Genomic DNA, 12,033 nt, shown 5'->3' with positions numbered 1-12,033 from the left:
TGTCATGCCCAAGCCCGACATTCATCCCACCTGGTATCCCGACGCCAAGGTGATCTGCAATGGAGAAGTGGTCATGACCACTGGCTCCACACAGCCCGAAATCCATGTGGACGTCTGGAGCGGAAACCATCCGTTCTTCACAGGCACCCAGAAAATCCTCGACACCGAGGGCCGCGTGGATCGCTTCATGCGCAAGTACGGCATGGGCAGCACCGCCAGTGTCAACGAGGAGAAAACAGCTCCCGCCAAGGACGAGGCGAAGAAGGAAGCCTGATGCGCTCTGCAATCGACGCAGAAGCGATCGATCGCCAGGATTTTTGCCCCCGAATGCAGACCAAGCTCTGCTTTCGGGGCTTTTTTCTGAAAGGACATCACCATCAGGTCCTTTGCCGACCATGCTTCTGAGGCCATGGACTCCTCAACTCTGATCAGCCGTCTTGAGGCCGCGACCAGCAGTTTCCACAATCTGGAACGCCAGCTCGCTGACCCCGATGTGGCTTCAGACCCGGATCGTCTGCAGTCGGTGGCCAAAGAGCGTTCACGCCTTGAACCGCTGGTCATCGACTACACCAGCCTGCAGAACGTTCTCCAGGAAAGGGAACAGGCGCGGACGCTGCTGCGTGAAAGCCGCGGCGATGCCGAGATGGAAGAACTCGCTCAGCTCGAACTGCAGTCTCTGGAGCAACGCCATGACGAACTGATCCAGCGGCTGACGCTTGCATTACTGCCCCAGGATCCGCGCGATCAACGCAGTGTGATGCTGGAAATCAGAGCCGGTGCCGGCGGCGATGAAGCCTCGCTCTGGGCCGGAGATCTTGCCCGCATGTATGAGCGATTCAGCAGCCGTCGTGGTTGGACGGTCCAGCCCGTGAGCGCTAGCGAAGCCGACCTTGGCGGTTACAAGGAACTGATTCTTTCCGTGAAAGGCGATGCCGTCTTCAGCGAATTGAAATTTGAAGCCGGTGTGCATCGTGTACAGCGTGTCCCTGCCACCGAATCCCAGGGCCGTGTGCACACATCCACGGCGACGGTGGCTGTGATGCCTGAGGCCGATCCCGTGGAGGTTCAGATCGAACCCGGTGACCTAGAGATCAGCACGGCTCGATCAGGAGGAGCCGGCGGACAGAACGTGAACAAAGTCGAGACAGCCGTCGACCTGCTGCACAAACCGAGCGGCATCCGTGTGTTCTGCACGCAGCAACGCTCCCAGCTCCAGAACCGCGAACGGGCCATGGAGATTCTGCGAGCCAAGCTCTATGAGCGACAGCTCGCCGAAGCCAATGAACGGGAGAGTTCAGCCCGACGCTCCCAGGTGGGTACGGGAGACCGCAGCGAAAAGATCCGCACCTACAACGCCAAAGACAACAGGGTCACCGACCATCGACTCGGCAGAAATTTCAGCCTTGAGTCCGTTCTTCAAGGACAAATGGAAGATGTCATCGGTGCCTGTGTCGCCGAGGAACAGCGCAGCAAACTGGAGCAACTCAGCCAACAGAGCGACGATTAACCAGAACGGTTCAGGCGCCGATCACATATTTGGCCCATTCACTGTGGCGACCTGAATCAATCTGGCGAACAGCCTCGAAACTCAAACTGCTGAGGGGACGCCGCGGAACCCGTTTAAGAGGCATGCCGGCTTCAGAGGGAGTACGACTGGCTTTGCGCACATTGCAACTGGTGCAAGCCGTGGTCACGTTGTCCCAGGCATCGGTTCCACCTCGGCTGCGAGGGATTACATGGTCGATGGACAGGAGTTCGTGGCTGCCGCAGTACTGACAGGTGTGATTGTCACGCTGAAACAGATTGCGGCGTGTCAGTGGCACCTGGCGGAAGGGCACTCGCACAAACTGACGCAGACGGATCACCGTTGGCAGATGCATATCACTGCGAACAAGGTGTTTGGAATCGTGTTCCAGACCCTCGGCTTTGCCCTTGATCATCATCACGACGGCTCGACGCCAGGTGGTGATGTTCAACGGCTCGTAGGACGCATTGAGAACGAGAACCTGGCCCATGCCAGCTCCCTGATTACACGCCATGCTATCGGGGTCACAAGGGCAGCTTTGTGACCTTCACTACCCAGTCCCGATGCCTGACCTGTCCGCCGATCGCCCCAGCCCTACCGGCCCTGAAACGGCTGCTGGCGCTGACCCGCGACAGCGAGCCTGGATGGAGGTGTCGGCTTCAGCCGTTGAACACAACGCCAGAGCGTTGAAGCAGTTGCTGGCATCCGACTGCTCCCTGATGGCGGTCGTCAAGGCTGACGGCTACGGACATGGCGCCGAAACAGTTGCCAGGGCCGCCATCTGCGGGGGGGCGACCAGCCTGGGAGTCGCCACCCTGCAAGAGGGAATTGAATTGCGACGGGCCGGGCTGGAGTTACCGGTCCTCGTGCTGGGCAACCTCACCCAACCCGAAGAGCTGCGCGCCTGTCTGCACTGGCAGCTGATGCCCACGCTGAGCAGCATGCGCGAGGCACTGCTCTGCCAAAACCTCGCCAGTGGCAGCGGCCGAGAGTTCACGGTGCAGCTCAAGCTCGACACCGGCATGACTCGGCTTGGCTGCCACTGGGAGGACGGGGAGCGCCTGACGGAAGCGATCCTCCAGCTCGATCAATTGAATCTGGGTGGGGTCTACAGCCATCTCGCCCTGGCCGATGGCGAACTTGAAGGGCATGCCGATCGGATTACGCGCCTGCAACAAGAGCGTTTCGAAGCCGTAACACGCAAACACCGACAGCAGGGTTTACAGCGACATCTGGCCAATTCAGCAGGCACCCTGCGGGATCGATCACTGCATCACGATCAGGTGCGCGTGGGATTGGCTCTCTATGGCCATGCCCCCAGTGCCCATCTGGAGCAGAGCCTGGATCTTCAACCGGCGATGACCGTCAAAGCTCGAGTCAGTCTGATCCGTGAGGTCGCAGCAGGTGTGGGGGTGAGCTACGGGCACCGCTTCGTCACCAGTCGGCCCAGTCGGCTGGCCGTCATCGGCATCGGCTACGCCGATGGCGTGAGCCGCTGCCTGTCAGGGCAAATCCACGCCCTGCATCGTGGCCAGCCCCTTCCTCAGGTTGGTGCGATCACCATGGATCAACTGATGCTGGATGTCACCGACCATCCTGATCTTGAGAGCGGTGATGTGGTCACGCTGCTGGGAGAGGATGATCAGCAGGTGATCCGCCCTCAGGACTGGGCAGAACTGTCGGGTTCCATCCCCTGGGAGGTGTTGTGCGGCTTCAAGCACCGCCTACCGCGACTGGTGGTCTGAACGGGCACCCTCTTGATATGGTGGGCGGGCCGCTGGAGAGGTGGCTGAGTGGTTGAAAGCGGCTCCCTGCTAAGGAGTTACAGGAGGCAACTTCTGTCGAGGGTTCGAATCCCTCCCTCTCCGTTGAATTGAACAGTGAGTCGTCAATCGGCTCCATAGGCAGCGAGTTCCCTTGCCATCAGTGGCAGCAGTTGGTCGTCGCCGGCGCGCTCCTGACCTTCGCTGAAGACCACCAACAGACAAGGTGCCTGCCCGTCGATGCACCACCATGCTGCGTCGTGACGAGCCTGACTCATCCAGCCTGCTTTACTCCAGAGCTGACTGCCTTCCGGCAAACCCTCGCCGAGGAACCCATCCACTTGATTCTCAGGATCTTCGAGCCGGTCTGCCTTGCCGAGTGAACGCGCCAATCGGGCTCGAAGTCGCTGACAAGCCGGAGGTGAGAGCACGCCATCGGTCATGACAGCCTCGAGAATCCTGGCAACAGCGGCTGTGCAGAGGGCATTGCGATTGTTGTTGTTCTCCCCGTAGAACACTCGTTCGCGTCCATAGGGACCATCCCCCCAGGTTTTCTGGCAACAGTTGACGCGCTCCAACTCAGGCCAGCCGAAACCATGAAACCAGTCGTTCACTCGGCGGCGCTGCTGCTGCCACTGCTCCCAAGCAGGGGAACGCAAGGGCGGACCACTTGTTGTGCCGGTCAGCAGATCCACGATCAACCCCGTGGCGTCATTGCTGGAGTCAGCCAGCATGTCGCGGAGCGCACGACGAAGTTCATCGCTGTCTGGAATCAGATCCCGCTGCAACCAGTGCTCGGCCGCCACCGCGTACAACAGCTTCACCACACTCGCGGGATAGAGGAGCTTCTGGTCAGCCCAAGCCGCACCGGTGCCGCTGCCATTGGTCGGAAACATGGTGTCGTAACGCACCCAGGACACTGCCATCTGATCGTGCAGACCGGGACGGCCATCGGCCGCCAGCCTGTCGATCAGAGCAACGAGGTGCTGCTGCATCGCCGGCTCGGGACGGTAGAACGCCATGGCACTGGCTACTGGCAATGCCGACCCTAGGCACCCCGATCACTCCGGACCTGATCAGCCCAGGGAGCTGCTGGAAACTGCTGCGTGGCCAGAACGGCTACGCCTCCCCAACAAAGAGCGGACTGGCCACCCAGGCCGCAGCAGGCCGATGCTTCAAGGTCGCTGCACCGTTGCGCCACGAAAATCAGGGGCGTTTGCAGGTTGTGCTACTCGAGGACGGCTACCCCTGCTGGCTATCCATGGATGAACTGGCGGATCAGGCTGTGGCCTGCGAGGCCTGGCAACCATGCCTGCTCTCAAGCTCGGAGATCACCAGCCGTCTGAATACGGTTCTGAAGTGGCTGCAAGCCGCTGCCGGGCTCAACAACACCTACCTGTGGGGAGGCACCATCGGGCCTGACCTGGACTGCTCCGGCCTTGTGCAGACAGCCTTTGCTAGCACTGGGATCTGGCTGCCCAGAGATGCTTATCAGCAGGAACAGTTCTGCAAGCCGCTGGCGGTGCAAGCGAATGATGTGAACGCGTTGCGCTCCGGTGATCTGATCTTCTTCGGCACACCTGAGCGCTGCACGCACGTCGGCATCCATCTCGAAAACGGCCGCTACATCCACAGCTCGGGGATTGAACATGGCCGCAATGGCATCGGCATCGACAGCCTGAATCCCCAGGATCTACACCCCGTGGCCAGTCACTACAGGGCTGAACTGCGGGGTGCAGGCAGGGTGACGCGCTGCCATGACGGCAGCACCCTGCCCTAACGGCTCCTGTTGATGGTCTGACTCTCTGCTTGCCTTGTCTGCTCAGAGTTAGTCCGTCAGGCGCCGATTAGGTTGCATGGATCTCGATCGGATCCTGATGACGGCTGGGCTGGACCTTTCGGTTGTGGTGCCGCTCTACAACGAAGAGGAAAGCCTGCCTGAGCTGGTGGACCAGTTGCTGAAGGCGCTGCGACCCATTGGAGAGCACTTTGAACTGGTGCTGGTCAATGACGGTTCAACCGACAACACCGCATCAGTGCTGGAAAGCATCAGTGAGCAAGTGCCGGAGCTGGTGGGTGTTCTGCTGCGCAAGAACTACGGTCAAACAGCTGCCATGGCGGCAGGTTTTGATGTCGCTCAGGGGCAGGTGATCGTGAGCCTCGATGGTGATCTACAGAACGATCCCGCCGACATCCCCCTGCTCCTGAACAAGCTGCGCGAGGGCTATGACCTGGTGAGCGGTTGGCGTTTTGATCGCCAGGATGCCGAGCTCCAGAGAAAACTTCCCTCCAGGCTGGCCAATCGTCTGATCGGGCGCGTCACTGGGGTTCGCCTGCATGACTATGGCTGCTCACTCAAGGCCTATGACCGCGACGTGCTGTCCGACATGCGCTTGTACGGCGAGCTGCATCGCTTTCTGCCGGCGCTGGCCTTCATCGAAGGAGCCCGCATCACAGAAGTGAAGGTGAATCACCGTGCGCGTCAGTACGGAACCAGCAAATACGGAATTGATCGCACCTTTCGAGTCCTGATGGACCTGCTCACGGTTTGGTTCATGAAACGCTTCCTCACCCGGCCGATGTACGTCTTTGGGTTTGGAGGCCTCGTCGCCATTGCAACAAGCCTGGTGGCAAGCGCCTATTTGCTGGTGATCAAACTGACGGGTGAAGACATCGGCAACAGGCCACTGCTCACGATGGCTGTCGTACTCGGCCTGGCCGGGATTCAGCTGTTCTGTTTCGGATTATTGGGAGAACTGCTGATCCGGACCTACCACGAAAGCCAGGGGCGCCCGATCTATCGCATCCGGGCAACGTTGCGAGGGGGCCGGGCCACCTGAGTCGGAGACGGTCGGGTCGCTCCACGGTGACGCTCAATGGCTGTTGCAGCGGCTTCGACGACAAGACTGTCAGCATCACGCAGACCACGCCTCAGCAGCGGCAGAACGGAGGCATGCCCCCACTGACCCGCCACCCTCACGGCCTCAAGCCTCTGGTCTGGGTTGCCTTGATCCATCGCCTCGCGTAACCGACGCTCAAGTGAGATCCGCTCAGCGCTGCTGACTGGAGGCTGGAACGGGGCCAAATCGCCGGTTCCCTGGCCAGATCCTTCCTGAGTCTCAGGGTTCTGCTGCGGCGATGAAACCTGCACTAATCCCAGCTGGGCTCTGTTGATGGCTGCCACAGAGGTTGCATCCGTGCTGCTCAACAGCGTTTTTCCAGGCCGTCGACCAAGACTCCAGAGCACGACTACCAGCACAAGGGCGGCACCACCTGCAAGCAGCTGATTCATGGGTTCAGGGCGACGGAGGCCAAACGGATTGAATTTTTATGTCACCGACCCGATCGGTCGAAGACCACCAGAAAGGCAGTCTTTACAGTAACTGGAGACATTTGGGTCGCTGCCATGACTGGAGAATTCGCCGCTGCCTGGATGCCCTCGGTTTTCATCCCACTGGCTGGGGTTTTGGGTCCAGCTGTCGTGATGGTTCTGATGTTCAACCTGATCGAAACCACCGCCGACTAATCCCTAGCAGGCCTCAGCCAACGATCAAGCGCACTGCCCACCCACCGCTTCCTCATCCATGTCTGTTTCCCCCGTCGCCGATCCAACGGTTGGCAATCTCGCCACCCCGGTGAACAGCAGCTATTTCGTCAAGGCGTTCCTCAACGCGTTACCGATCTATCGACCATCGCTCTCGCCGAACAGACGCGGCCTGGAAATCGGCATGACCCATGGGTATCTGCTGTATGGGCCCTTCGCCGTCTGCGGTCCTCTCCGAAACAGCGATTACGCATCCACAGCAGGACTCCTTGCTTCGATCGGATTGGTGTCGATCCTGACTGTATGTCTGTCCATCTATGGCACCGCTGGCAACGGACCCAAGGTCCAACCCGCTGACGCCACCATCGACAATCCACCGTCTGACCTCTTCACGAAAGAAGGCTGGTCAGAATTTGCCAGTGGCTTCTGGCTTGGTGGTTGCGGGGGAGCAGCATTTGCTTGGTTCCTTGTAAGTGCAACTCCGTTGCTCTACTTGGCGAAGATCGCTGGTGGTGTCGCGCCAGTCGGCTGATTCACTCCTTTCAAACTTCAAAATGGAAGCTTGAAATCACTGTTTGAGATGCCCCGGATGACGTCATCGATGACTCATTTGGGGCTTTCTGCTGCCAGGATCTGGGCCCTTGCTGAGCGGTTGCCGACTTGCGGTCCATCTCCCAGCCATTTCTGAGACGGCCCGTCTTCACCATCGTCTGCAGCTTGCTGGTGCTGCTGGCGGGTGTGGTGTCTCTGGTGGGCCTCGGGCTGGAAGACCTGCCTCAACTGGCTCCCACCCGCGTCAGCGTGAGCGCCAGTTTTCCTGCCGCAGGTCCTGAAGTTGTCGAGCAAAGCGTCACAGCAGTACTGGAAAACCAGCTCAGTGACCTCGACGGCCTGGAGAGCATCACCTCTAACAGCAGACAGGGCAGTGCAAGTCTCAGCCTGCGCTTCGAGGCTGGCGACCCAGAACTCAACGCGATCAAGGTTCAGAACGAGGTCAACCTGGCCAGCCGCCGATTGCCCCAGGCCGTGACGCGGCAGGGGCTGAATGTGAACCGCTCCACGAATGATCTCCTGCTGATCCTCGGCTTCAGCGCTCCTCCCGGGCTGTATGAGCCGATCTTCATCGGTGGCTGGCTCGACCAGCGACTGAGTGAAGGCCTGCGAACCACGCCTGGAGTTGGCGACATCCGTGTGTTTGGCAGTAGCGAGCTCGCCTATCGACTCTGGCTGGATCCCAGTCGGCTGGAGCAGTTCAATCTCTCCACCAACGACATCACCAATGCTCTGGCAGAGCAGAACGTTCTTGCCGCAGTGGGCAATCTGGGTGAGGCACCGGCACCGGCAGGGCAGTTGTTCAGCCTGCCGGTGGATGCCGAAGGGCGTCTACGCAGCCAGGCCGACTTTGAAGCCATGGTGGTGAAACGCACCGAAAACGGAGGCCTAGTTCGGCTGAAGGATGTGGGTCGCGTTGAGCTGGGGCAACGCAGCTACGGCAGCAGCGCCCTCAACCTTCAGGGCGAAAGCTCCGTGGCTGTTGGCATCTTCCAGCGGGATGGATCGAATGCACTGGAAGTCAGCCGTGCGGTTCGAGACAGGCTGAAAAGCCTGGAAAGCAGCTTTCCCCCCGGATTGGATGTTCAGGTGATCGTGGATGTGGCCGAAACCGTCCAGGCCAATCTCGATCGCACCAGAGACACCCTCAGGGACGCGGTGCTGCTGGTTTTGCTAGTGCTGGTGCTGTTTCTGGGACGCTGGCGCCTTGCCTTGATTCCTGGCCTGGCGGTGCCTGTGGCATTGATCGGCAGTCTTGTGGTGGTGCGCCTCAGCGGGTCCAATCTCAACAGCCTGATCCTGTTTGGCCTCGTGCTGGCCACAGGCATCGTGGTCGACGACGCCATTGTCGTCAGCGAAGACATCGCAGGTCGGATCGAGCGGGGCGAGGAGCCGAAGGGGGCTGCGGAAGATGCCATGGCAGAACTAGCGGGCGCCGTGTTGGCCACATCGCTTGTTCTGGCTGCAGTCTTCCTGCCTGTTCTGCTGATCCCTGGCTCCATAGGCCGCCTATATCAACCGATTGCACTGGCCATCAGTGGCGCCATTCTGTTCTCAACGTTCAATGCCCTCACCTTCACTCCGATGGCCTGCGCCCGCGTGCTCGGACAGGGCGACGGACGCTTGCCAGGACCGCTGAGGTTGATCAGTCGCAGACTGCAATCGGGCATGGCCCGGTTGCAACGTCTTTACGCACGGACGCTGGCGGTTTGGCTAACGCGTGGCAGAACCGTGGTCGCTCTGGTGCTGGCAGGCCTGATGCTCACCGGCATTGGTCTGGCGACGATCCCCACCTCCTTCATCCCCAACGAAGATCAGGGCCAGGTACGCGGGTATTTCACGCTTCCGGAGGGGGCAAGCCTGGAACGAACCGAGGCTGTGATGGAACGCATCCGCGAGGTGGTTGCCGAAGAGCCCCTGATCCGCAGCGGCAATTTCTATGCCGGAAGCTCGTTCGGACAGAGAGGCGAGGACACGGGATCGTTCTATCTGCGCCTCACACCCATGAAAGAACGCTTAGGGCGGCAGAACAGCAGTGAAGCTGTGAAGCAGCGCCTGAACAGCGAGCTGAGACGACGCATCACCGATGCTCAGGTGATCGTGACCACACCGCCCACAGTGCGCGGTTTCAGCAGCGAATCGGGCCTGCAGATGGAATTGCTGGATCGCAGTAGCGGCCAGCTGAGCCTGCAGGATTTCGAGACCCAGGCCCAACAGTTCATCCTTGCTGCCCAGAACTCCGGACAATTCCAGCGCGTCAGCACGCGCTTCGATGCAAGCTCACCACGATGGCGACTAGAGCTGGACCGAAGCCAGATGGCTGCTCTGGACCTTCCGGTGGGTCCCACTCTCAGGGACATCGGAACCGCCATCGGAGGCCGTTTCATTGATGACACCTTCGCGGGAGGGGAAATCCGCAGCATCTATCTCCAACTGGAGGGAACAGATCGCAGCACGCCTGGAGATCTCACCAGCCTGATGGTGCGCAACCGCAGCGGCGATCTGGTCTCTGTGGCAAACGTTGCGCGGCTGAAGCGTGATTCAGGAGCGAATCGAATCACCCATTACAACCAGAACCGATCCATCAGCATTACTGCCGTCACAGCGGAGGGGATCAGCAGCGGCCAGGCCATCGATCTCCTGCAGTCGATCAGTGATCAGACCGGAGGCAACAACCTGGGTCTCGCCTTCACCGGTCTTGCCAGAGAGGAGACCCGGGCGGAATCCGTGTCCTGGGTGCTGTTCGGCCTTGGCGTCACGGTGGTGTATCTGTTGCTGGCGGGCCTCTATGAAAGCTTCGTAGACCCACTGATCATCTTGCTCACAGTGCCGATGGCACTGCTGGGAGCACTGATCGGCCTGAAGCTGCGCGGTCTCAGCCTCGACGTTTTCGCCCAGATGGGCCTGCTGGTGCTGGTGAGCCTGGCCGCCAAGAATGGAATCCTGATTGTTGAATTCGCCAATCAGCGTCTAAAGCAAGGCGTCGCATTGACGGATGCAATCGAGGAAGCAGCGCTGAACAGGATGCGACCGATCCTGCTGACCGCAGTGACGTCGTTGGCCGGATTTCTGCCATTGCTGCTCGCCACAGGCACAGGCTCCGCCAGCCGCATCAGCATCGGCACCGTTGTGTTCAGCGGGCTGCTGGTGTCCACGCTGCTCTCACTCTTCATCGTGCCGGCAACCTATCTGCTGTTCAAGCGCTGGCGAGGAGTCGATGCGGCAAGTCCGGAGCTGGACGGCTGATTTCAACAGGGCTCAAAACGATCGTTCACAGCAGGGCCACCCCCAGGAGGGATAAGGCACGCCCCGCCGGACGACGATTCAGCGGCTAACGCCCTAGTCGCGATCGAAGCGAACGTCGTCGGAGCAAATGGCGGCTGAGGTGCTGCACGCTCAGCAATCTGCTCATCCGCCTCAAGCTGAGCCAGATCGATTCGCTCTCTGGGCAGGATCTGCAAGGTGAGGTTGTAACCGGCCGCGACGCCAACCAGCAGCACCACCAGCTCCAGCTTGGGGGGAAGGGAAGGGAATGACATCCAGAACTCAACCAAAGCGGTGAAGGTCCAGTAGACGCGGACAACAGGATCAAAACGTGACTGAGATCGATCAAAGCCATGACGCTTTGCATACGAAAACCAGACGCACAGATTTGTAAGGTGTGTGCTCCCTGAAGCGCTGAGACGACACGGCATGCTGAGCAGCGCAACGAATCGCCAAACGTCATCTGCTCAGGCTCAGTATTTCTCCTACGGCGAAGCGGCCAATCCGATTCGCAGCGGACTGACGGGCACCGTTCCCTATCGCTCCTTTTCCCCGGCTTTCTTTTCCCAGAACGGCAGTGCCGTGATGCCTCTGGATCTGAGCGAAGAACTGCAGTGCAGTGGACCTGCCACCGGCCCATCGTTGTGCGCCAACTTCATCCGACTGGATGGCGACGAGCTGCGCACTGCCGCGGTGGCAACAAGCCAGTTGTTCTTCGTGGCCGATGGCCAGGGAGACACGGAAGCTTGCGGCGAACACTTCCAGTGGAGCAAGGGCGACATGCTCGTTCTCCCCGCCGGAGGAGATGCCATTCACTGCTGCTCTGGCAAAGCGGCTCTCTACTGGGTGCACGACGCGCCACTGCTGCGTTTTCTGGGTGTGACTCCCAATGAAGCCCGTTTTGAGCCAACGTTTTACAGCCATCACGACAGCCAGAGGCGACTGGCTGAGATCGCAGCCAGCCCCAGCGGAGCGCGTGCCAACCGAGTCAGCGTGCTGCTGGGTAATTCAGCGTTTCCCCAAACAAGAACGGTCAGTCACACCCTTTGGGCCATGCTCGGCATTCTTCCCGCAGGACAGGAACAAAAGCCCCATCGCCACCAATCGATCGCCCTGGATTTCGCCGTGAACTGCGAACCCGGTTGCTACACCCTGATTGGCACTGAGCTCGATGATCAGGGAAGAATCCGAAACCCACACAGAGAAGATTGGGCAGCTGGTGCCGCTTTTGTGACTCCACCGGGCTACTGGCATTCCCACCACAACGAGTCAGGTACAGATGCCTATGTGCTGCCGATTCAGGACGCAGGACTCCACACTTATCTGCGAACGCTCGACATTCTTTTTAGCGGCTGATCAACGGCTGAATTGTTCTCCGCCATTCA

General features: G+C 59.9%; 13 protein-coding genes and 1 tRNA gene. 10 read left to right on the top strand and 4 right to left on the bottom strand.

Annotated features, from left to right (window positions below):
• Positions 1–4: 4 nt before the first annotated feature.
• Both rpmE and prfA read left to right on the top strand, forming a co-directional pair.
• Positions 5–274, top strand: coding sequence for a 50S ribosomal protein L31 (gene rpmE, locus SynMITS9220_RS01950; protein WP_186990385.1), 270 nt, complete (start codon positions 5–7; stop codon positions 272–274).
• 135 nt (positions 275–409) lie between these two features.
• Entirely contained in the window at positions 410–1,507 is a 1,098-nt protein-coding gene (gene prfA / locus SynMITS9220_RS01945) for a peptide chain release factor 1 (RefSeq protein WP_186990383.1), read from the top strand.
• 10 nt (positions 1,508–1,517) lie between these two features.
• Here prfA and SynMITS9220_RS01940 read toward each other — a convergent pair whose 3' ends face one another.
• A complete protein-coding gene (locus SynMITS9220_RS01940; protein WP_067095271.1) occupies positions 1,518–2,015 on the bottom strand; it encodes an HNH endonuclease in 498 nt (165 codons plus the stop codon).
• 73 nt (positions 2,016–2,088) lie between these two features.
• On the opposite strand from SynMITS9220_RS01940, the gene alr reads away from it, so the two are divergent.
• Both alr and SynMITS9220_RS01930 read left to right on the top strand, forming a co-directional pair.
• On the top strand, positions 2,089–3,270 hold the full coding sequence (gene alr / locus SynMITS9220_RS01935; protein ID WP_186990381.1) for an alanine racemase: 1,182 nt from the start codon (positions 2,089–2,091) through the stop codon (positions 3,268–3,270).
• A gap of 34 nt (positions 3,271–3,304) precedes the next feature.
• Positions 3,305–3,393: transfer RNA gene (locus SynMITS9220_RS01930), tRNA-Ser, on the top strand.
• A 20-nt stretch (positions 3,394–3,413) separates the two neighbouring features.
• Here the strand turns inward: SynMITS9220_RS01930 and SynMITS9220_RS01925 are convergent.
• Entirely contained in the window at positions 3,414–4,310 is an 897-nt protein-coding gene (locus tag SynMITS9220_RS01925) for a serine hydrolase (protein WP_186990379.1), read from the bottom strand.
• A gap of 17 nt (positions 4,311–4,327) precedes the next feature.
• Between SynMITS9220_RS01925 and SynMITS9220_RS01920 the strand changes: the two genes are divergently transcribed.
• A complete protein-coding gene (locus tag SynMITS9220_RS01920) occupies positions 4,328–5,068 on the top strand; it encodes a C40 family peptidase (RefSeq protein ID WP_186990377.1) in 741 nt (246 codons plus the stop codon).
• Between the two features lie 97 nt (positions 5,069–5,165).
• The gene (locus tag SynMITS9220_RS01915; RefSeq protein WP_186991743.1) at positions 5,166–6,128 is read left to right on the top strand and encodes a glycosyltransferase family 2 protein; all 963 of its coding nucleotides are present in this window, start codon (positions 5,166–5,168) and stop codon (positions 6,126–6,128) included.
• On the opposite strand, the gene SynMITS9220_RS01910 is transcribed toward SynMITS9220_RS01915, so the two are convergent.
• Complete coding sequence (locus tag SynMITS9220_RS01910; RefSeq protein ID WP_186990375.1) at positions 6,086–6,580, bottom strand: HEAT repeat domain-containing protein; 495 nt, start codon at positions 6,578–6,580, stop codon at positions 6,086–6,088. The two genes, SynMITS9220_RS01915 and SynMITS9220_RS01910, sit on opposite strands and share 43 nt — an antisense overlap.
• Before the next feature lie 114 nt (positions 6,581–6,694).
• Between SynMITS9220_RS01910 and SynMITS9220_RS01905 the strand changes: the two genes are divergently transcribed.
• The 3 genes from SynMITS9220_RS01905 (at position 6,695) to SynMITS9220_RS01895 (ending at position 10,630) form a co-directional block, all read left to right on the top strand.
• Positions 6,695–6,814 (top strand): photosystem I reaction center subunit VIII, encoded by a 120-nt coding sequence (locus tag SynMITS9220_RS01905; protein WP_067095236.1) that lies wholly within the window; start codon positions 6,695–6,697, stop codon positions 6,812–6,814.
• A gap of 58 nt (positions 6,815–6,872) precedes the next feature.
• A complete protein-coding gene (locus tag SynMITS9220_RS01900) occupies positions 6,873–7,364 on the top strand; it encodes a photosystem I reaction center subunit XI (protein ID WP_186990373.1) in 492 nt (163 codons plus the stop codon).
• A 128-nt stretch (positions 7,365–7,492) separates the two neighbouring features.
• Complete coding sequence (locus tag SynMITS9220_RS01895) at positions 7,493–10,630, top strand: efflux RND transporter permease subunit (protein WP_186990371.1); 3,138 nt, start codon at positions 7,493–7,495, stop codon at positions 10,628–10,630.
• Between the two features lie 2 nt (positions 10,631–10,632).
• Here the strand turns inward: SynMITS9220_RS01895 and SynMITS9220_RS01890 are convergent, their stop codons facing one another.
• Positions 10,633–10,923: a hypothetical protein gene (locus SynMITS9220_RS01890; RefSeq protein WP_115124942.1), complete on the bottom strand. Its 291-nt coding sequence runs from the start codon at positions 10,921–10,923 to the stop codon at positions 10,633–10,635.
• A 154-nt stretch (positions 10,924–11,077) separates the two neighbouring features.
• Between SynMITS9220_RS01890 and SynMITS9220_RS01885 the strand changes: the two genes are divergently transcribed.
• Positions 11,078–12,004 carry a cupin gene (locus SynMITS9220_RS01885; RefSeq protein ID WP_186990369.1) on the top strand — a complete coding sequence of 309 codons (927 nt, stop codon included), beginning with the start codon at positions 11,078–11,080 and terminating at the stop codon, positions 12,002–12,004.
• Positions 12,005–12,033: the final 29 nt, after the last annotated feature.

Source organism: Synechococcus sp. MIT S9220, assembly GCF_014304815.1.
Lineage (GTDB): Bacteria > Cyanobacteriota > Cyanobacteriia > PCC-6307 > Cyanobiaceae > Synechococcus_C.
The sequence above is the reverse complement of the archived record's forward strand: the minus strand, read 5'-3'. Positions and strand labels throughout refer to the sequence as shown.

What these genes read in the sequence shown, in the direction of transcription:
- SynMITS9220_RS01885 (WP_186990369.1), top strand. Translation starts at nt 11,078, where the DNA reads ATGCTGAGCAGCGCAACGAATCGCCAAACGTCATCTGCTCAGGCTCAG.
- SynMITS9220_RS01890 (WP_115124942.1), bottom strand. Translation starts at nt 10,923, where the DNA reads ATGTCATTCCCTTCCCTTCCCCCCAAGCTGGAGCTGGTGGTGCTGCTG.
- prfA (WP_186990383.1), top strand. Translation starts at nt 410, where the DNA reads ATGGACTCCTCAACTCTGATCAGCCGTCTTGAGGCCGCGACCAGCAGT.
- SynMITS9220_RS01915 (WP_186991743.1), top strand. Translation starts at nt 5,166, where the DNA reads ATGACGGCTGGGCTGGACCTTTCGGTTGTGGTGCCGCTCTACAACGAA.
- SynMITS9220_RS01910 (WP_186990375.1), bottom strand. Translation starts at nt 6,580, where the DNA reads ATGAATCAGCTGCTTGCAGGTGGTGCCGCCCTTGTGCTGGTAGTCGTG.
- SynMITS9220_RS01940 (WP_067095271.1), bottom strand. Translation starts at nt 2,015, where the DNA reads ATGGGCCAGGTTCTCGTTCTCAATGCGTCCTACGAGCCGTTGAACATC.
- rpmE (WP_186990385.1), top strand. Translation starts at nt 5, where the DNA reads ATGCCCAAGCCCGACATTCATCCCACCTGGTATCCCGACGCCAAGGTG.
- SynMITS9220_RS01905 (WP_067095236.1), top strand. Translation starts at nt 6,695, where the DNA reads ATGACTGGAGAATTCGCCGCTGCCTGGATGCCCTCGGTTTTCATCCCA.
- SynMITS9220_RS01920 (WP_186990377.1), top strand. Translation starts at nt 4,328, where the DNA reads ATGCCGACCCTAGGCACCCCGATCACTCCGGACCTGATCAGCCCAGGG.
- alr (WP_186990381.1), top strand. Translation starts at nt 2,089, where the DNA reads ATGCCTGACCTGTCCGCCGATCGCCCCAGCCCTACCGGCCCTGAAACG.
- SynMITS9220_RS01925 (WP_186990379.1), bottom strand. Translation starts at nt 4,310, where the DNA reads ATGGCGTTCTACCGTCCCGAGCCGGCGATGCAGCAGCACCTCGTTGCT.
- SynMITS9220_RS01900 (WP_186990373.1), top strand. Translation starts at nt 6,873, where the DNA reads ATGTCTGTTTCCCCCGTCGCCGATCCAACGGTTGGCAATCTCGCCACC.